General features: G+C 67.3%; 15 protein-coding genes and 1 pseudogene. 2 read left to right on the top strand and 14 right to left on the bottom strand.

Features of this window, described 5'->3' with window-relative positions; genetic code table 11:
* Positions 1 to 3: 3 nt before the first annotated feature.
* The 5 genes from LuPra_RS01895 to LuPra_RS01875 form a co-directional block, all read right to left on the bottom strand.
* The gene (locus LuPra_RS01895; protein ID WP_234800679.1) at positions 4 to 555 is read right to left on the bottom strand and encodes a DUF3341 domain-containing protein; all 552 of its coding nucleotides are present in this window, start codon (positions 553 to 555) and stop codon (positions 4 to 6) included.
* Positions 548 to 1,930: an NrfD/PsrC family molybdoenzyme membrane anchor subunit gene (nrfD, locus tag LuPra_RS01890; RefSeq protein WP_234800678.1), complete on the bottom strand. Its 1,383-nt coding sequence runs from the start codon at positions 1,928 to 1,930 to the stop codon at positions 548 to 550. Before nrfD ends, LuPra_RS01895 begins: the two co-directional genes overlap by 8 nt.
* A 72-nt stretch (positions 1,931 to 2,002) precedes the next feature.
* Positions 2,003 to 5,167 (bottom strand): TAT-variant-translocated molybdopterin oxidoreductase, encoded by a 3,165-nt coding sequence (locus LuPra_RS01885; RefSeq protein ID WP_110174476.1) that lies wholly within the window; start codon positions 5,165 to 5,167, stop codon positions 2,003 to 2,005.
* A 96-nt stretch (positions 5,168 to 5,263) separates the two neighbouring features.
* The gene (locus LuPra_RS01880) at positions 5,264 to 5,914 is read right to left on the bottom strand and encodes a cytochrome c3 family protein (protein ID WP_110169192.1); all 651 of its coding nucleotides are present in this window, start codon (positions 5,912 to 5,914) and stop codon (positions 5,264 to 5,266) included.
* A gap of 411 nt (positions 5,915 to 6,325) precedes the next feature.
* Positions 6,326 to 7,069, bottom strand: a complete 744-nt coding sequence (locus tag LuPra_RS01875; protein ID WP_157898633.1) for a DUF2461 family protein — start codon at positions 7,067 to 7,069, stop codon at positions 6,326 to 6,328.
* A gap of 242 nt (positions 7,070 to 7,311) precedes the next feature.
* Here LuPra_RS01875 and LuPra_RS01870 point away from each other — a divergent pair, with 242 nt between their 5' ends.
* On the top strand, positions 7,312 to 7,737 hold the full coding sequence (locus LuPra_RS01870; RefSeq protein ID WP_157898632.1) for a hypothetical protein: 426 nt from the start codon (positions 7,312 to 7,314) through the stop codon (positions 7,735 to 7,737).
* 12 nt (positions 7,738 to 7,749) lie between these two features.
* Positions 7,750 to 7,947 (top strand): annotated as a pseudogene (locus LuPra_RS01865) (thioredoxin family protein); the annotation flags it as partial.
* A 190-nt stretch (positions 7,948 to 8,137) separates the two neighbouring features.
* Here LuPra_RS01865 and LuPra_RS01860 read toward each other — a convergent pair.
* The 9 genes from LuPra_RS01860 to LuPra_RS34040 all read right to left on the bottom strand — a co-directional run bounded on the left by LuPra_RS01860 (position 8,138) and on the right by LuPra_RS34040 (position 19,806).
* Entirely contained in the window at positions 8,138 to 9,667 is a 1,530-nt protein-coding gene (locus tag LuPra_RS01860) for a sulfatase family protein (protein WP_110169188.1), read from the bottom strand.
* Positions 9,667 to 10,845, bottom strand: a complete 1,179-nt coding sequence (locus LuPra_RS01855) for an ATP-binding protein (protein ID WP_110169187.1) — start codon at positions 10,843 to 10,845, stop codon at positions 9,667 to 9,669. Before LuPra_RS01855 ends, LuPra_RS01860 begins: the two co-directional genes overlap by 1 nt.
* A gap of 42 nt (positions 10,846 to 10,887) precedes the next feature.
* A complete protein-coding gene (locus LuPra_RS01850; RefSeq protein WP_110169186.1) occupies positions 10,888 to 13,668 on the bottom strand; it encodes a DUF6797 domain-containing protein in 2,781 nt (926 codons plus the stop codon).
* A gap of 313 nt (positions 13,669 to 13,981) precedes the next feature.
* Positions 13,982 to 14,539 (bottom strand): hypothetical protein, encoded by a 558-nt coding sequence (locus LuPra_RS32910; RefSeq protein WP_234800677.1) that lies wholly within the window; start codon positions 14,537 to 14,539, stop codon positions 13,982 to 13,984.
* 281 nt (positions 14,540 to 14,820) lie between these two features.
* On the bottom strand, positions 14,821 to 16,332 hold the full coding sequence (locus LuPra_RS01840) for a hypothetical protein (RefSeq protein WP_110169184.1): 1,512 nt from the start codon (positions 16,330 to 16,332) through the stop codon (positions 14,821 to 14,823).
* Positions 16,333 to 16,518: 186 nt separating this feature from the next.
* A complete protein-coding gene (locus LuPra_RS01835; protein WP_110169183.1) occupies positions 16,519 to 17,142 on the bottom strand; it encodes a hypothetical protein in 624 nt (207 codons plus the stop codon).
* Positions 17,139 to 17,903, bottom strand: a complete 765-nt coding sequence (locus LuPra_RS01830; RefSeq protein ID WP_110169182.1) for a PP2C family protein-serine/threonine phosphatase — start codon at positions 17,901 to 17,903, stop codon at positions 17,139 to 17,141. The genes LuPra_RS01835 and LuPra_RS01830 overlap by 4 nt, the downstream gene beginning before the upstream one ends.
* Complete coding sequence (locus LuPra_RS33850; protein ID WP_269465618.1) at positions 17,903 to 18,487, bottom strand: GspE/PulE family protein; 585 nt, start codon at positions 18,485 to 18,487, stop codon at positions 17,903 to 17,905. Before LuPra_RS33850 ends, LuPra_RS01830 begins: the two co-directional genes overlap by 1 nt.
* Positions 18,484 to 19,806 (bottom strand): FHA domain-containing protein, encoded by a 1,323-nt coding sequence (locus tag LuPra_RS34040; RefSeq protein ID WP_110169180.1) that lies wholly within the window; start codon positions 19,804 to 19,806, stop codon positions 18,484 to 18,486. Before LuPra_RS34040 ends, LuPra_RS33850 begins: the two co-directional genes overlap by 4 nt.
* Positions 19,807 to 19,817: the final 11 nt, after the last annotated feature.

The raw sequence follows: 19,817 nt of genomic DNA, 5'->3' as shown, positions 1-19,817 counted from the left end.
GGCTTACGCGTTCACCTCGTTGATCGCCCTGGGGCGCAGTCCCTCGAGGAACACCCGCGTCCGCGCGAGATCGAACCGCGGATCGGTGGCCTCGATGCACAGGAAGAAGCCCGTGCTGCTGGCGGTCTTGCGGAAGGCCTCGACGTTGAACACCGGGTGGTAGGGCATCGGCAGGCCACTGATGGCCAGCATGCCGCCCGCGGTGGCCAGCGCCGACAGGAGAATCGTCGTCTCGTACGTCGGGATCGAGAACGCCACCCAGCTGTTGAGCGGGCGGCCGCCGATGTTGAGCGGGTAGTTGATCACCGAGGTCCAGTAACAGAGCGCGAAACCGCCCAGGAACCCGAGCACGCCGCCGATGAACGTGAACTTCTGCACGCGCCGGTCGTCGTGGCCGAGGGCCTCGGCCAGGCCGTGGATCGGCGCGGCGGTGAACGCATCCATCTGCCGGTAGCCTTCGGCGTGGGCCGCCTTGGCCGCGGCCACCAGTTCGGTTGCGTCGGCGAATTCGGCCATCACGCCGTAGACGCCAGCGGACTGCTGGACATCAGCCATGGTGCGCATCCCCCTTGGCGTGGGCCGCCGGCGTCAGGGTGCGGATCTCGAAGATCGAAATCATCGGCAGCACGCGGATGAAGAGGTAGAACAGGGTCAGGAACAGGCCCATCGTGCCGATGAACGTGCTCCAGTCCCACACGGTCGGGTAGTACATGCCCCAGGAGCCGGGCAGGAAATCGCGATGCAGCGAGGTGATGACGATCACGAATCGCTCGAGCCACATGCCCACGTTGACGACCATGCACACGGCGAAGAGGGGCACCACCGACGTGCGGATCTTCCGGGACCAGAGCAGCTGTGGAATCACGCCGTTGCAGGTGATCAGCGCCCAGTAGTAGCCCGCGTACGGACCGGTCATCCGGTTCGTGATCATGAACTGCTCGAACTGATTGGCGCTGTACCAGCCGAAGAACGCCTCCATGCAGTAGCCGTAGAAGACGATCAGGCCGGTGGCCAGCGTCACCTTGGCCATGTTGTCGATGTGGCGCTCGGTGATGAAGTCGTGCAAACCGTAGATGGCGCGCATCGGGATCATCAGCGTCAGCACCATCGCGAATCCGGCGTAGATCGCGCCGGCGACGAAGTAGGGCGGGAAGATCGTCGCGTGCCAGCCCGGGATCACCGAGACGGCGAAGTCGAAGCTCACCACCGTGTGGACCGACAGCACCAGCGGCGTGCTCAGACCCGCCAGCATCAGCGACGCCGTCTCGTAACGCTGCCAGTGGATGGCCGAGCCGCGCCAGCCGAGCGCGAACATGCCGTACAGCCGCTGCGTGATCGGCGACTTCGCGCGATCGCGCATCGTGGCGAGGTCGGGAATGAGGCCGATGTACCAGAACACGATCGAGACCGTCGCGTACGTGGAGACCGCGAACACGTCCCAGATCAACGGGCTGCGGAAGTTGGGCCACAGCGCCATCGAGTTGGGATACGGGAACAGCCAGTAGGCCGCGAGCCAGGGACGGCCGGTGTGGAAGATCGGGAAGATGGCCGCGCAGGCGACCGCAAAGACCGTCATGGCCTCGGCGGCGCGATTGATCGAGGTGCGCCAGTGCTGCCGGAACAGCATCAGGATGGCGGAGATCAGCGTGCCGGCATGGCCGATGCCGATCCACCACACGAAGTTGATGATTGCGAAGCCCCAGCCGACCGGGTTGTTGACGCCCCAGATGCCAGTGCCCTTGAACACGAGGTAGGTCAGCGCCACCAGCAGCAGCTGGAGGATGCTGAAGCCGATCAAGAACCCGACGAACCAGCTGAAGGGCGTGCGCCCCGTGATGATCCCGGCGATCTTGTCGGAGATCGATCCGAAGTTGTGCCCTGGCGCCAGGTAGCGCGCTCCGGGTACTGCTTCCTTCGCGTGGTCTAGCAAGGTTGCCTCGCGTCCTGTCCTGATTGCTGCATCAGCGGCGGCGCGCCACGCGGGCGCGCCACCACACATGTCCTAGTGCGTCTTGGCCGGCGCGGCCGGAGCCGCCGCCTTGCCGCTTGTCTCGCCGGAGCCAGGCGCAGCCGGGTGTTCCCCGGGCGCGGTCGCCGGGGCATGCCCCTCGGCCGCAGCGCCGTGACCGCCGGTGGTCACCTGCGCTGCCTCCGGGGAGATCACCGGGTTCGGGTTGCGCACGGCGGCCAGATACGTGGTGCGCGGCCGCGTGTTGAGATCCTCGAGCAGCCCGTAGTTGCGCGGCTCGGCGCGGAGCTTGGCCACCTGGCTGCCCGGGTCGTTCAGGTCGCCGAAGTGGATCGCCTTGGTCGGGCACGCCGTCTGGCACGCGGTACGGATCTCGCCATCGCGAATCCGCCGATCCTCGAGCTTGGACGTGATGCGCGCCGAGCTGATGCGCTGCACGCAGTAGGTGCACTTCTCCATCACGCCGCGGCTGCGCACCGTGACTTCGGGATTGCGCGCCATCTTCAGCGACTTGGTGTCCCAGTCGGAGAAGAGGAGGAAGTTGAACCGCCGCACCTTGTAGGGGCAGTTGTTCGCGCAGTAGCGCGTGCCCACGCAGCGGTTGTAGACCATGTCGTTCAGCCCCTCCTCGTTGTGCGTCGTCGCGGCGACGGGACACACCACCTCGCACGGTGCGTTCTCGCACTGCATGCACGTGAGGGGCTGGTCGTGCACCGTGGGGTTGTCGAGATCGCCCTCGTAGTAGCGGTCGATGCGGATCCAGTGCATCTCGCGCCCCCTGGCGACCTGCTCCTTGCCCACGACCGGGATGTTGTTCTCCGACACGCACGCCACGACACAGGCATTGCACCCGTCGCAGGCGTTGAGGTCGATGACCATCCCCCACTTGTAGCCCGCGTACTGCCACTCGTTGCCATGCAGCGTGTCCTCGTACTTGGGGACATGCGTCATATGCTGGGCAAACGTGGGTTCGGCCTTGTACAGCGGCAGCGGCGCGGCGCGAACCACCGCACGCTGCTCCATGTTGAAGTGCATCTGCGTGCTGGCGACCGTGTAAGTGTCGCCAGTCGCCTGCACCTGTGCGCCGACGGCGAAGAAGGGCGCCGACCAACGGCGCACCAGGTTCGCGTTGTAGCCCAGACCCGTGCCGACCCGGCCGGCACGCGAGCGGCCGTACCCGAGTTGCAGGTTGACCGAGTTGTCGGGATGACCGGCCTGCACCCACACCGGCCCGGAGACCGACCGCCCGTTCAGGGTCACGGTGGCCACATGGGCCTGATACCTGGTCATCTTCTGCGCCGCGATGCCGTACTTCTCGGCGGTGCGCGGGCTCATGATGAGGACGTTGTCCCAGGTGACCTTGTTGAGGGGCTTGGGCAGTTCCTGCAGCCACGGGTTGTTGGCAAAGCGGCCGTCATGGACGCTGGCGTCGCCGCTGAACGTCACCTCGACGGCTTCCGGCGCCGGCGCAGCCGGAGCCGCCGGTATCGCCGACGGGGCTCCGATCGTCACCGCGGTGGCGGCGGTGCCGTGGATGAAGCCGTCGTGCACCGCGCGCCGCCAGAACTTGTCGCCGCTGGCGAAGGCCGCACCGTCGGGTGCCGTGAACGATCCAGCGCCGTAGGCCGCGTCCCAGTAGGCCTTGACCGTTTCGAAGGCCGTCGCCAGGGGGGTGTCGCCAAAGGCCGCCAGCACCTCGTGCGGGCTGCGCGCCGTGTCGTACAACGGGTTGATCAGCGGCTGCATGATCGACACCGTCCCGTCGGCGGCGCGGACATCGCCCCAGCTCTCCAGGTAATGCGTGAGCGGCACGTGCCACTGCGACAGTTCCGCGGTCTCGTCGACGTAGAGCCCCGCGTGGACGCGCACCGTGACCTTTTTCAGCTGATCCGCGAAGCCGAGATCGACTGGCGCGTCGTATACCGGATTGACATCGACCATGACGAGCAGGTCGACCTTGCGCCCGGCCATCTCGCCGACCAGTTCGCCGAGCGTGCCCATGCGTCCGTCGACACGCGCCGCCTGCGACGGCAGATACTCGACGGTGGAGCCGACGGCGCCGAGCGCCTGGTTCATCGCCGCCGCCAGCACCTGGACGGCTGCGGACTGCTGTTCACCAGCCACGACCAGCGCCTTGGCACCGGCCGCCTTGAGGTCGGCAGCCGCGGCGTCGATCCAGGCCTGCGTCACCGTTGGAGGCAGTGCGCCAGCCGTCACGCCGGCCACCCCCACCCTGGCGGCGATCGCGCGCGCTACGGCGTCGATGTCGGCGGCACGGACCGCGAGACGGTGGTCGGCCTTGGTGCCGGTGTTGCTCGTGCGGCTCTCCACCATGTACAGCCGGTTCATGGTGGTCACGCCGCCCTCGAGACGACGCCGATCGGCGAACGCCCGGGCGTTGCGAATCTCGCCCGGCCCGCAATCCATGAAGTCGCCGTCGAGCGACAGGATGACGTCGGCGTTCTCGATCTTCAGTCGCGGCTCGACGCGCTGGCCGAAGGCGCGGCCCAGTACGTCGGCGACGCCGCCGCCCAGTGGTTCGTACTGGATCCAGCGCGCCTGCGGGAAGGCCTGCAGCGTGGCCTCGATCTGCGAGGCGAGCGTCGGCGAGGTGACCGTACCGGTGAGGATGCGGAGGCCGGCGCCGGCAACGGCGCGCTGCGCGTTGAGTGCGCCGGCCATCGCGGTCTGGTAATCCGTGAACGAACGAATCTCGCCGATGTACGTGAGGGCCTGGGAGCGATCCGGATCGTAGAGGCCGAGAATCGACGCCTGCGCATAGCGGCTGGTGCCGCCGCCGGCCGGGTGTTCCGGGTTCGGCTCGATCTTGATCGGCCGGCCGTGATGACTCACGGCCAGCATGGGCTCGGCGTAGCCATCACGCGGCATCGCCGTCGCGAACAACTGCGTCTTGCCCGGGACGTAGCCCTCGGGCGCGACGACGTAGGGGACGATGTGTTCGGTGGGCTGCCGCGTGCAGCCGGTCACGCCGGCGAGCGCCAACGATGCGCCCATCAACTTGAGGAACTGTCGCCGCCCGGCCGGATCGCTCCACTCCGCCGCGTTCTCGGGGAACTCGCGCTGCAGGTACTGCTGGAACTCCGGCGTCTCGGCAACCTCGTCCAGGCTGCGCCAGAACGTGGGCCCCGAAGCCGAGGCGAGCCGGGCGCGAATGGCCGACAGATCGATATCACTCATGGTTCGCAACGGAAGCTGACGGCCCCGGGCCGACAGCGGGCAGACGACCACGCGAGACGACCGTCCTGGCCGCCGCGCCTGTCACACCGGACGTCCTCACCGGTGACACGTCGAACAGGTCGTCAAACTCTGAATCTTGTATTCCTGCACCAGCTTGCGGCCGATTTCGAGCTGATTCCCCTCGGGCACGTACCCCATCGTGAAGACGGCTTCATGCGGACGGACGTACTGCTCGGGATTGCGGTGACAGTTCAGGCACCACTCCATCTGCAGCGAGCTCTTCTGCTGGATGCCCGGCATCTGGTCGATGCGGCCATGGCAGGTTTCGCAGCCCATGCCCTTCTTCACGTGGATCGAGTGGTTGAAATACACGAAGTCGGGCAGGTCGTGGACACGCGTCCAGACCAGCGACTCACCGGTCTTGAAACTCGCACGCACGGGCTCCAGATAGGGGCTCTGGGCCCAGATCTGGGTGTGGCAATTCATGCACGTCTTGGTCGGTGGGATGTTCGCCGAGGCGGCCTGCTCGACCGAGGTGTGACAGTAGCGGCAATCGATCCCCATGCCGCCGGCGTGATGGAGATGGCTGAACTGCACCGGCTGCTCGATGTTCGCGTTGGCGCCGGTCACGTAATCGGATCGGAAGGCCATCCCGATGATCGAGGTCACCAACCCGCCGAAGAGCAGGACCCCGACCAGGGAGAAACGGGCGATCGCGTTGGCGCTGCGCGGGAAAATCTGGCTCATGATTCAGGTAGCGACACACCTACCGCTGGACGCGTAAGGCGGCGCGTATTCTGTCACAGAAAAACAGTGGGCGCGCGCAACGAGTTCGCGACGAGATCCGACTGAATTGGTCCTAGTTCGTGAACACCCCGTAAGGAACGGGCGACCGGAATGACGGCCACCGACGACCGTCCCCCATCAGGTCGAGCCGCCGGCCAGACCCGGCCCATAATGTGAAAAGTTTCACAAGCTGTCAACCTGACCGTAAGTGCACCGCGATCTGGCTCAGCCCGGGACGCGTAGGGCCCAGGTTACGGCGTCCTCGACGGCCGTCGGCTTCGGCCATCGGCCCGACGCCAGAGCTGCCTGAGCACCCAGACCAACCGGCGCACGCTGTGCGAGGCGTTGGGCGTGTGGGCGTTGAGCGTAGGGTTAGGCGTTAGGCGTTAGGGAAAGCCCTTCGGCGAGTACGCGCCAGTACGGCATGAGCGGCCTGTACGTCTCGACGAGCCACCCGGTGAACGCCGGCGTGAACAGCTCGGGCGGATGCGGCGTGCGCGTCCAGCCGCCCCAGCCGCCGGTATAGCGAACGGCCTGCGCCCGCGCGCCTTCGAGTCCACGGAATTCCAGCGGCGGACGCGCGAGCTGGCGGATGGTCCACTCCACCCCCGCGGCGGTCCCCTGCTGCATGGCCGCCATCATGCGCTCGGCATGGTCGCCCTGCGTCAACCACCGGCGGAAGGCGGGCAGGCGATCACGAGGCACCTCGGGAAGACCGACGCCAAGCTCGAAGGACTTGCCGGTGATCTGGAGGTAGAACGAGGGCTGCGCCAACCGCTCACCTTCGGTCGCCCACCAGACGAGCGCGAGGTGGGTCTTGTACGGCGGGGCATCCGGCCGGAATCGACGGTCCCGCGCAATACGGAAGATCGAGCCGTTCACCCGCGGATCGGCCATCACGCGGCACCCTGCCGCATGCAACGCCTCTCCCACGTCGACGACGCATTGGCGAGCTGGCGTGAGGATCGCGGCCTGGTAGCGAGCCCGGTTGGCTTCCATCCACGCCTCGTCGTTGTGACGGGCCAGCGCGCGCAGGAACGTGACGGTATCTTTCGGGAACCCTGAAAATGCCGCAATGCCGGAAGGCCGGAATGTCGAAGGCCCGGAATTGGGCATGGCCGTTTTCCTGGCGCTCCGGCCATGGCGCAGCGGTGAGGTGCTCATCGGCATCTGGAACGATAGCGCACCACGTGCATCACCCACGTCGAACTCGGGAGTCGGGAGTCGGGAGTCGGGATTCCGGTGTGCAGCCGTCGCGCGCGCTCGACGGGCACCGAAGGTCGAGGAACCGCGTCAGGCTTTCCAAGGCCGCCACCACTGCGCCGACGCGTGGTGTGCCGACGGCGTACCATCGAGGCGTGAGCTATTTCAGCGACGACGAGATGAAGGCGTTGACCGAGCGGTTGGCGTGCATGACGAACCCGGTGCGGCTCGTCCTGTTCGTGCAGGCGTTCGGCTGCGAGACATGCGCCACGACCACACGGATCCTCGAAGACCTGACTCGGGCGAACCCGCTGGTCACGCTCGAGGAAAAGAACATGGTGCTCGACAAGGCCGATGTCGAGTTGTACGGCATCATCGCCGCGCCGGGCCTCGCGATCATCGGCGATCGCGATCGCGGCCTCCGCTTCTACGGCGCGCCGGACGGCTACGAGCTCGTCTCGCTGCTCCAGGGCATCGTCCTCGCGTCGTCTGGTGACTCCGGGCTGAGTGAAGAGTCGCGTTCGCTCGTAGCGACACTCACCGAAGCACGCAACCTGCAGATCTTCTCGACGCCGACTTGACCCCACTGTCCCCGGGCGGTCCGCCTGGGATGGCAGCTTGCGATCGAGAGCGATCACGTCATCACCGCCGCGATTTCCGCCGTGGAGTACCCGGATCTCGTCCGACGCTTCCGCGTCTCCGGCGTCCCCAAGACCGTGATCAACGAAAGCGCCGACATCCTCGGCGCGGTGCCGGAGGCGGAGTTCGTCACGACGGTGGTGAACGGGTAAGACAGGTCTCAGGTCTCAGGTCTCAGGTCTCAGGTCTCAGGTCTCAGGGCTTGAAAGGCGACAAGGCCTCGTGAGTGTAGCCGTCGGGCTTGCCCGACGGACACCGTGCGTGACAGATCGCTCGGAGAGATCCGTCGATCAAGGTCGACGGCTACGTGAGAACGTCGAAGGCCCAGCGCCCAAGGCCGACTCAGTGGACCGGCCGCACGTCGACGATGCCGGCGTAGACGGGCATGTGGTCGGGGCCGGCTTCGCGCGAGACCTCGTCGAAGCGCCGCTCGAGTTCACGCCGTGTCGCGGCATGAGCCGGATCGTCGATCAGGTTGCGCAGCTCGTGCCGATCGTGCGCCAGGTCGTACAGTTCCGCCGTGAATCGATCGGGGGACCCGTCGCCCTGTGGGTACCGAATCAGCTTCCAGCGATCGGTCCGCACGCCACGCACGTTTGGTGTGTACGGGAACTGCGGCTCGTAGTTGTACTCGTAGAGGAACGCCGTACGCCAGTCCGTGCGCAGGCCGCGCAGCAGCGGCAGGAACGACTTCCCGGTCACGTCGGCCAGGGCTTGGCCGCCACCGAGCGCAACCAGGGTCGGCGCAAGATCGTGGCTGATCACCATCCGCGACTCCACCGTTCCCGCCTTCACCAGGCGCGGATACCGCACCAGCAACGGCACCCGGATGCTTTCCTCGTACATCGTCCGCTTGTCGACGCGACCGTGCTCGCCGAGCACGAAGCCGTTGTCGCTGGTGAACACGATCGCGGTGTCGTCGAGCTGACCGGACGCGCGCAACGCGTCGACGATCCGGCCGACACTCTCGTCCACCGACAGCAGCGTCGCGAGATAGGTCCGCACGAAGGTGTCGTGCCGCTTCAGGTCGTAGAGCGGGCCCTGTGCGCCATGCCACGTGCCGAGGCTCTGCTCGAGCCAGGCCGGCTTGCCTTCGCTGGCGCGGTAGCTGCGATAGTTGACCGGCGTGCGCACCGGAAACCCGTCGAACGCGTGGGCGAAGCGCGGCTCTGGCTGAATCGGCCCGCCATGCGGCGCCTTCTGCCCGAGAACGAGCAGCCACGGCTTCTCGTGTGGCTTCCCGATCCATTGGACGGCGTGGTCGGTGACCACGGTCGTGTAGTAGCCGTCGATGCGGCGTCGCGTGCCGTCGATGTTGAACTCGTTGTCGAAGTAGTTGCCCTGGCCGCGATGGCTCATCCAGTGATCGAAGCCCGGACGCTGGGCGTCGTTGTCCTCGCCCATGTGCCACTTGCCGACGTACGCCGTCTCGTAACCTGCCGCTTTCAGGCGGAGCGGGTAGCTCGGGAGGTCGTCGGGATACTCGGTGAAGTTGTTCAGCACCTGGTGGCGCCGGGCGTATCGCCCGCTGAGGAGCGACGCACGACTCGGCGAGCAGAGTGACGTGGTGACGAAGGCGTTGGTGAAGCGCGCGCCCTCGGCCGCCAGGCGATCGAGGTTCGGCGTCTGCAGCCACGGGAACAGCGCCTCCTTCCCCATCTCGCGCTGGACCACGCCGAGCGCATCCCAACGCTGGTCATCGGTGAGGATGACGAGGATGTTGGGACGCCGCGCGGGCGCAGACGGCGCCTGCGCGTGCGCGATCGTGGAGGCCAGCGCGCAGCAGAGGAGCAGGAGCGACCAACGCCAGACGCCGAAGGCCGCACGTGGAAGGTCGTCCGCAGGCGGGTATCGGAAGGGCGTGGCACGCATCAGTGTCCTCCGGCGGCCTGGGCGCGCAGGATGCCGCACAGGGTCACGAGATCGATGGCCTCAGCGCCACCAGGCAGGGGGAATCGTTCGCGCCCTGGATAGACGACGAAGCGCTGCGCGGGAGCAATGTCGTCGCAGGCCGAGTGGAAGCCGCGCTCCAGTCGTGGCGAGGCGCTCCGCTTGACCTCGATTGCCCAGGGCGCCGCACCCGGCGGAACGAGGACGAGATCGATCTCGGCTCCGGCGCTGGTGCGATAGAACGCAGGCTCCCAGTCGCGCGGCACGCACGCGATGAGCGATTCGATCACGAGCCCCTCCCACGTCATGCCTGCGATCGGATGGCCGAGAAGGCCATCGAGATCAGGGATACCGAGGAGGGAGTGCACCAAGCCGCTGTCGCGCACATAGACCTTCGGCGATTTCACGAGCCGCTTGCCAACGTTGCGGTGCCACGGCTGCAGACGTCGGAGAAGAAGCAGGTCGACCATCAAATCGAGGTAGCTGGCCACCGTCTTTCCGGTCACGCCGAGCGCCCGGGCGATGGGAGCCGCATTGAGAACTGCGCCCTGCTGGTGTGCCAGCATCGTCCAGAAGCGGCGCAACGTCTCGGCCGGAATCCGAGGGCCCAGTTGGGGGATGTCGCGCTCGAGATACGTTCGGATGAAGCTCTGCCGCCAGCGTGTACTGGCCCTCTCATCACGGGCGAGCAGGCTGTCGGGGAAGCCGCCGCGGACCCAGAGCGAATCGAGGTGTTCGACTCCCGCCTCGAGCCCGGTGATGGGCGTCAACTCGAGTTGGGTGATCCTGCCGGCGAGGCTCTCGCTCGATTGCCTGAGCAGATCGAGCGAAGCCGAGCCGAGGAGGAGGAACCGTCCCGTCCTGCGGCCACGTCCCCGCCCCCGGTCGATCAGCCCGCGAAGAGACTGGAACAGGTCCGGCATGCGCTGGATCTCGTCGAGCACAACCAGCGAGCCTTCGAGCGGCTCAAGGTACAGTTCAGGTTCCTGGAGCCTGGCGCGATCGCCCTCGGACTCCAGATCGAGATACACCGGAGGAGGCTGGCCGGTCAGCTGGTGGGCCAGCGTCGTCTTTCCCACCTGACGGGGACCCAGCATCACGACTGCCGGGGCGTCCTCAAGCGCCATCTCGAGGTCCCTGAGAAGAAACCGCTGGATCATTACCTTGCAATTATGGAGCGAGACTCCACATTTGCAAGGTTGTTATTTCAAGCTCTTCAGGAACAGGATCACGGACTCGATCTGCTCATCGCTCAGCACGCCGGCAAAGCTCGGCATGCCGACGCCCCCACGATCGAAACCCGAGACGACAGCCGCCGTGGGTTCCCGGATCGATTGCCGCAGGTAGGTCTCATCGGCCACCACCGGGGTCGCACGGCCGACGATTGGCCGGGGCGCGCCGAAGACGCCCACCAGGGGCGGGCCCAGCTTGGTGGCCGACGAACGCTCCGTGGCATGGCAGGCCAGGCAGCCGTACTTGACGAAGACCTGACGGCCCTCGTCCACACTCGCCGGGGCAGCAGCCACGGGGGCCCGCGGTGCGTCGCGGCGGGTCAAGTCGATCACGAGGTCGCCAAAGCCTTCCGCACGTGGATTGAACGGCTCGAGTGCGTACGGTGTCGTGTACGCCTCCCCCGCGACGGCCTTGCCATCACGGGCACGCACCTTCCATCCGACCTTGAGCTGCATCACAGGCCGCATGTCGGGTATCGCGAGGAAGACGCCGCGGCCATCGGCCGAGACATACGCGCGACTCGGCACCAGGGGATCGGTTCCCGTGGTCCCATCCGCCTTGTAGTTCGGCGAACCGTACTGGAAGGTCCGCTTGTAGCCCCAGGTCGCCGCCTCGTAACGGGCCACGTCGGCGGCGGCCACCGAGTCGAGGGCGATGTCGAAACGCAGCAGCACGCCCTCACGCATCGGAGTCACCTGGCGCGGCACCGTGACCGGCGCACCCGTGTACCGCACCCGGCCCAGCCCTGCCAGGCGCGTGGCCGTCGTCCCCCACCCGATGATCTGGAACCCGGCGATGTACAACTGCCCGTCGGCCGGATTGACAGCACCATTCAGCGGTGGGTAGTCGAAGGCCGACGTCAGGCTCACGACCGCCGCCTGCGGCACCGGCCGCTCGAGGTCGAGCAGGACGCGGAACAGTTCCGGGCGGTTGTAGCCGATGTGCACGAGGCCGTTGTCGAGCGGACCCATCCGCGATTCGAGCATCCACACCTGCGACATCGCCGAGGCGTTGACGTCGTGCGGAATCCACGTGACCGGGGCAGCGATTGGCTCCGGGTAGACCTCCTTCGGCAGGATGTCGCTGAGGAAGCCATAGAACTGGCGGTCGCGCACGATGTGCAGCGGCGTGCTCGGGATGTAGTGGCCCTGCTGGTCGCTCGCGATCACCAGGCCGGTCTGCGGATGCACCGAGACCTCGGGCTGCCGCAGACCATGGCCGAGGACCGTGGACGATCGACCGTCGGCCGACAGGCGGAGCACGCTGCCGTTGTGCTTGCCGATCGTTGTCGCTTCCTGCCCACCCTTCGCGATCACGAACTCGCCCCGGGGTCCCAGCCGAATCGTGCTCGGGAACTCGCGCATGTCCGCCGTCTGCGCGAAGGCGTTCGAGAAAAGTTCGTGCCGATCCGCCTCGCCGTCGCCGTCGGTATCGCGCAACCGCCAGACGCCGTTGCGATCGAAGACGTGAATCTGCTCGTCTCGAATCGCCAGGGTCAGCGGTTCGTGCAGCCCGGACGCGAACCGCCGCCACGCCACGACACCGTCAGGCGATGCAAGACCGCGGACGATCCAGACGTCGCCGTCGAGCGTGACGCAGGCACCGGTGCCGTCGGCGAGGAACTGGATGTCACTCACCCGCACCGCCCGCTTCCACGGGTTCTCCACCGGCAACGGCACGTCGTCCACGACGTATGCGTCAGTGGATGCTGACCGGTGGATGGAGGTCGTGATCGGCTGCCGCCAGCGCGACTGCGGCAGCGCGGACGGCGCCGATCCCAGGGCAATGGCCGGTGCCGCGCCACCAGTGAAGATGGCGACGGCAAAACGGCGTGGGCCGGATGATGGAGGGATGCGCACGGACTGGACGGGTGCTCCACCGCCGGGGCTCGGGAGGCGCTCGAGCACCGGGCGCTCGCGACCTGCCGCGGCAAGGTTCACGTCGGCGCCTGTCGCGGTGACGCCGAGCAGTAACCAGGACGTGCGCGCAGCGGCCCCCATCTCGAAATGACGGACGACGACGTCGGGGCGGCCGGGTGACCCGCTCACCCACTCCTGCACGGGCGTGCCGGCTACCTCGTACTCGAGCACGGCTCCCTCGCGCGTCAGGCGCACCGCCGTGAACCGGCCCTGATCGGCAGGAATCGGGCCCCGTCCGACCTCCTCTGGAGAGGGAGCCAGCGTCCGCAGATCTTCGAGGACGGGATGTTCGCCGACCTGCCATCCGGCGTAGATGCCGTTGGCGATCGCCACCCGTCCATCGGGCTGCGGGAGCCCCTTCTGGCCCCCCGGCGTCTTGCGGTCAGGCTGATGGTACGAGCCCGGCGCCAGCGCAGTGGGCGTCACGCCCTTGCCCCACCACACCGCGGCCACGCGCAGCAGGTCGGGGTCGAAGGCGACCCAGCGACCATCACCGGCCGGAAGGATCAGCGCCCGGGGCGAGAGATTCGTGGACGGGAGTGTGGCGCCAGCCGCACGCGCGTCGAGGACCGACGAAAAGAACGGCGCGCCGTCCTCGACCCACGGCCCCCAGTCTGGCGTGGGCGCTGCTGGTCGGGCGGGCGTCCGCGACGATGGGGCCGGTGGCTGGGCCGGTGCGGTCCGCGCTGGCAGGGCCGGTTCGTGACGCAACGGTAGGGCCGGCTCTCCGAGCCCGGCCCACACGACCGCTCCACTCAGATACACCAGCGCGAACGCTGCGACCGAGGCCGCGAGGAAACCGCGCGGGAGCACGCGAAACGTTGGCGGCATCTGGCTGCGAATGTTACCCCGGCCCTCGGACAGCCACTGGCAGGCGCTGGTGCGTCGCCTGGGGCATCGGCGCGAGCCGGTCGAGGCGCCCCCGCCGGGCTCCTGTCATGCACAGAGGAAGGGGTATGACCTGCACGCGGGGCTCGTCGTGCCGGCCGGCCCCCACTCTAGCGGCTGGAGCGCGTCTGCCACCACGCGTTGCGTTCACCGGTCACATCAGAGCGGCTCGGCCTGACTGACGAGGGCAGTGCGGCTGCCGCTCCGGCAGCCGCACGTGATTCTGAACTACCGGGTGCTGGGGCCCATGCCGGGCTCACTGCGTTCGGCGAGTGGCTTTCCGCCCGCCGACGGTTCTCGACAGGCGAACTCCAGCCCCGGCAAGACCAAGCAATATCAGCGAGACCGAGACTGGCTCCGGTACGGCCGTTGTGCCCTCGAACCGAAAGTCGTCGATGGCCATGAACGACACCTGCGGGCCGCCTGGTGTGAAGGTTATGGACGCCCGCCTGAAGGGCGCGTCGGACTGGAAGCCGGCGAAGAGGGGAAAGGTCCCACTGTTCACGAAACTGAACGGGATCGTTCCTACCGGTACGGCTCCGGCCGGGTCGGCGAAGGCCTGCACCGCAAGACTCATCGCGGTTCCCGTACAGCAATATGGTCCCAGGGAGAACCCGGCTCGATTGGTCGGCTGACTGAATGTCACGTGCAACGTGGGGGTCGAGCCCAGGAATTGCAACGTTAGCTCCGCACCAGGGAACGCGGGTGCCCCCGACACCTCAAAAGTGGCTCCCTTGTCGGTGAATGGAAGGGGCCCGAACGAACTCACCACTTGCTGCCCTGTCGAAAATGCACCCAGTGGGATCGCGATCATGGCGGCAGGTGCTTCGGCCGCTACGAAGCACAGCGCCGCCGTGCAAAGAACTCGCGCGACGGTGGACGATAGTGGTCGCAACATGGTCCGCCTCCTTTCATTCCTGCAAGAGGCCTGTTGAACTGCAGTTCGGCTCCCCAGACTCCGCGCCGATGGTTGGCGCGTTCACGTAGACGCGTCATGGGAGGAATAGGATCCGGGAATGCCAGGTCGTGATGCAAACGGCCGTATCGATGACGCGGAGGGTGAGGCCCGACAAGGAATGGCGCACCGGGTGGGACTCACCAACAGCGTTCGAGCAACGGCTGAAGATCCACATCGCGGAATCCCAGCGCTTCCGCCTGCGCTCCTGCTGTCCTTGCTCGCTCACAGTCGCCTCGAACCACTGCGACGATGCACGCGGCGCCCCAGGCTTCTGGAGATCGGTGATTTAGCAAAATGGCGCGCTGGGACGCCGTCTCGGCCCGGTCGATCCTGTCCTCGCGCGTGCCTGCCTCGTTCTCACCCGAGCCGTCCTGCAAGAGCAGCAGCGCCAAGCGCGCCTGCGCCATTGGCGACGTCGGGTGACTGGCGACAGTCGCCTCCCAGTGGGCGAGCGGCGAGCGCCACTGATGGACTACGCGAGCACTCGCTGCGATCCCCGCGAGCGCAAGGGCGCAGACGGCGGCGCGGGCGGCAGTCCGAGTTGGAGCGAACCGAACGCACGCGGCTGCGGCCAGGAGCGAAATTGACAGGACCGGCAGATACAGGCAGCGTTCGCCGACGACCATGCCGATCGGGATAACGTTTGCGACCGGCAGTAAAGTGACGAGCAGGATCACGCTCGCCAGGGCGACAATCTGCCGATCGAGCCGCTTGCGCAACTCGAGCAAGCCAACGAGCGCAGCCGCAAGCACCAGAGCCTCGACAACGGGCAGACCGAGGATGCTCGAGCGCAGGTGTCCGTAGTACGTGGTCTGGCCAACCGGGATGATGAGCAGCCGAACGTACGTCCCGACCGTAGCGACAACCAGATGAACACGGGCCCACCAGGGGTAGCCAAAGGCGATCGACGCCTCGCCTGCCGGCACCAGCGCGGCGCCCAGCGCGTGAACTCGAAGCAGCGCGTAGATCGTGAGCGCGACGGCGAACCAGAAGGCCGGGCCCGCCGTCAAGGCGTGTTTCTCACCGCCGCGTTCCTCGGACAGGCGACGCTCGACGAACACGAGCAGCGGTAGCAGGACGCCCTGCTCCTTGCACAACAGACTGAGCAGAAGGAACAACCCGGCCGCGATGGACCTGAACCGCGCGGAACGAGCCGCCACTGGCGGCGAGGCAAGAAGGGCAGCGAGGAAGAACAGCGCCGCCCACACGTCCTGCTGACCGTAGACGGTGGCGACGGCTTCCGCATGAACGGGATGCGTCGCAAACAGCACCGCACCGAACACCGCCGCAGCTTGTGGAACGGACCGACGAAGCCATGCGGCCACCATGACACTGCAGGCGGCATGCAAAATCAGGGTGACGCACCGATAGAACTCGGGGCTGAGGCCGAAGGCGATCCGCTGAAGGCCAAGGAGTACAAGGCTCAGTGGCCTGAACAGGCCTCCTGAATGGAGATCACCCCAGTAGCCCTCACTGAAGTAGGAAGAGAACGTCGAGAAAGACGCCGAGGCCAGACGCTCTTCGAGCAGCGCCGTGTCGTCTCCCAACCATCCATTGGGGAGGGCAGCGCTGAAGGCGGCGACTGCGATCAGGGCGACGAATGCAGATGGCGATCGCCGACGGAACCGCGAGAAGATCGTGCATTCCATCGCGCTGTGGTTCGTATGCATCGGCAGAGCGCACTGCCCTTACCACAACGCACCAGTTGTAGCAACGGCAGACACTTGGCGCCGACTTCGGAACTTCGTGAACGCCAACAGCAGCTCATGCCGGATCTCCACGATCGCCAGCGTCGAGGCGGCCGCGGGCCATTGCCGGTATCACGGTCGCTGGCGTCACTGCTTGCCGACGACCAGGGTGCGGGCCACGGTGTCGCACGCCCGCACGTGCCTGGCGGCCGTCGCCCGCGTCGCCGCGCACGTCAGCCGATACAGCGACGCGCCGCTGACGACGCTGTACTGCGTGACGTCGAGGTCGCCCGTGAGCCCACTCGCGCCGTAGCGGATGACGATGACCTTGTGGCCGCCGACTTCATTCAGCGCGCTGCTCATGACCCGTGCATGTGGTGCGCGCTGGGTGAGCTGTTCGAGTTCGATCTCCTTGAACGTGCCGTCGATCTCGTCGGGCGCCAGCGCCACCTGCAACACCTGGAAGTCGAGCGCGAGACTGGCCTCGCCCTTCTTCTGCATCAGCAGCGCGATGTTGCCGCCAGCCGCCGGCACGGCCACCCAGTCCTCCCTCGGGTAGCTGAAGGCCACGTTGTAGACGGCGCTCCTGTACGGCTGCGTGTCCTTGGCCTCCAGCGGCTGCGCGTCGGCCACGCGTGAGACTGCCGCGACACCGAATGCCGCGATGCCAAACGCGGTCAACCCAGCCCGAAGGCCGAAGGCCGACCGACGAAGGCCGTCGATCCGGTCCCCGGTTCCCGATTCCCGGTTCCCGATCAGATTCGTGTTCACGCCTTTTCTCCCACGTCCACGACGAGGACGCTGACGTTGTCGCGAGTGCCGGCGTCGATGGCCTGGGTCATCAACCGCTCCGCCACGGAGTGCGGGGCGCCGATGAAGGCCTCCGGATCGATCTCCTCGAGCCCGATGACGCCATGCAGGCCGTCGCTGCAGAGCAGGAGGCGGATGTGTGGCGGAACCGGCATCTCGGCCATCGACGGCGTCACGTCGGTTTCGGCACCCAGCGCACGCGTGAGCGCGCGCCGCGAGCCGATGCGTTCTCCGTCGGCGTCGAACTGGTCCACCGTCGCCGCGTCGTCTTCGGTGAGCAGTCGGGATGGCCCCGGCTCCAGGCGATAGATGCGGCTGTCGCCGACGTGCGCGAACGAAACGACGTTGCCAGCCACGAGGACGGCAGCCACGGTCGTGGCCATGCCCTCCAGGCTCGGATCGGATTGCGCGGCCAGGTGCACGCGCTGGTTGGCCAGCACGACGGCAGTGCGCAGGCGATTGGACGTCGCCGAGAGGCGCGGATCCCACCCGAGTGGCCACGTGTCGTCGTCGGCGTTGCTCGCCGAACGGGCGATGTAGCCGGCCAGCGTCTCGAGCGCGAGTTGCGACGCCACTTCACCGGCGTTGTGGCCGCCGACACCATCGAAAATTGCGTACAGGCCGTAGCGATCCTCGCAGAGGACACGGTCCTCGTTGACTTCTCGTACTGGTCCGCGGTCGGTAGCGCTGCCGCCCAGGGTCACGGTAGTGGTGGCTCCCATCAGGCAAATCCCGCGACAGGCATGTCGACGGCGACGGTGTGCTGAAGCACCTCGGCCAGTGACATCTCTCCAGCGATCACCTTGGCCAGCGCGGCTTCACGTAGCGTGCGCATGGCGTCGCGGTAGGCCTGGAGGCGAATCTCGGAGACCGAGGCGCGGCGCATCACGAGGTCCTCGATGGCCGGCGAGATTCGCAGCACCTCGAAGATGCCGGTGCGGCCGCGGTAGGCGGCGCCGCCACCGGCGGCGCACTCGCGCCGCTCGCGGATCGACACGCGGCCGTGGTGGTGCAGCCGGTCGTAGGTTGCGGTCAAAGGATGCGTGCGAACGTCGATCTCTAGGGGCACCTTGCACTCCTTGCACAGACGGCGCACCGGGCGCTGTGCCACCACCAGGCGCAGCGCGGACGCGACGATGAACGACTCGAGTCCCATGTTGAGCAGGCGCAGCACGGCGCCCGTCGCGTCGTTGGTGTGCAGGCTCGAGAGCACCATGTGGCCAGTCAGCGCGGCCTTGAGCGCGATGTCGGCGGTCTCGGCATCGCGCAGATCGCCCAGCCGCGCGTCGAGCTCGGCGTCGGTCACGCGCCGCCTCCCTTGAGCGCCGCGAGCCGTTCCTGCGCGGTGGCCTTGCGCGCGTCGCTGTCGGGCAGCCACTGGACCGCACGCTGGTACCACGTCATCGCTTCGATGGGCCGGTTGCGGGCGTCGAACTGCCGCGCCTTGCGGTAGGCATCGTCACCCGCGACCGTCATCTTCGACCGCGCAGCGCTGGCCATGTCGGCGGCGCCGGCACGTTCGTACGCGGCGATGGCCCGCGTCCAATCGCCGCTCGCCTCGAAGGCCCGCCCATCTGCGAGGGACTTCTGGCGCGCCGTCGACTGGCCGTCCCTCGCCTGCGCGAGCAAGGTCTGCGTGTCGCGGAAGCCGGGCTGCATCTGGAGCACGGCCTGGAAGGCGCGCTCGGCTTCGATGAAGTGACCGGCACGGATCGCACGGCGGCCCTCGTCGTAACGCACGACGATCGCCGGGTTGTCCTTGGGCGGCGGAGGCGGTACACGCTTGGGCCGCGGCGGCGCCACCTCGGGACCGGCCTTGCTGCCCGGCGTTGGCGACGTGGGAGGTGGCGCAGGTGTGGTCGCCGGCGTCTGTCCCTGCGTCACGGCGACGCCAGGCGGAGGCAGCGCCGGCGGCACATCGACAGGGGGCGGCGCGACGGGCGGCGGTGCGGCCGCCGGTGTCTGGGCCGGCGGAGCTGCCGGCGTCTCGGCCTGGACAACAGGTCGCTCCTCGGTGCCAGACGACAGGACTTTCCACGCGACTGCCGCCACCGCACCGAGCATGGCCACCAGGAAGAGTACGAGGATGACCGGATTGACGCCCTTGCGCAGCGGCTTGGCCTTCAGCCTGCCTGGCGGCAACGGTGCGGGTGAGGCCGGCGTGGCAGACGACACCGCCGCGCCGGCGCCATCGGCGGTGGATCTCTCGATGTGGCCGGGCGGTTGCGCCTTGCCCGGCACCAGCAGCGTCTGATCCGGCGCAATCGGCACGTCGTCGGTCGCCACCAGCGCGGCCCCTCGACGTGGCGGCGGCGGTGGAGGCGCCGCGACCTTGACGTCCTGGAACGCCATCTTGTAGTCGCCGAACAGCACTTCATGGCCGTGCTCGAGCACCAGCCGATTGACGCGCTGGCCGTCCTTCCAGCTGCCGTTCTGGCTGTTCAGGTCGATGAAGACCCAGCGTCCGTTCTCCTCGCGGAGCTCCGCATGGAAGCGCGACACCGACTTGCGCGGGTCGAGCAACGTGATGTCGTTGGTCTCCGATCGCCCCATGCGCCAGTCACGATGGCCGGGGTCGAACTCGGTTTCGATGGCGCCATCGCGCCAGATGATCACCTTCGGCATCGTCGGAGTGC

The organism is Luteitalea pratensis (assembly GCF_001618865.1).
Lineage (GTDB): Bacteria > Acidobacteriota > Vicinamibacteria > Vicinamibacterales > Vicinamibacteraceae > Luteitalea > Luteitalea pratensis.
The sequence above is the reverse complement of the archived record's forward strand: the minus strand, read 5'-3'. Positions and strand labels throughout refer to the sequence as shown.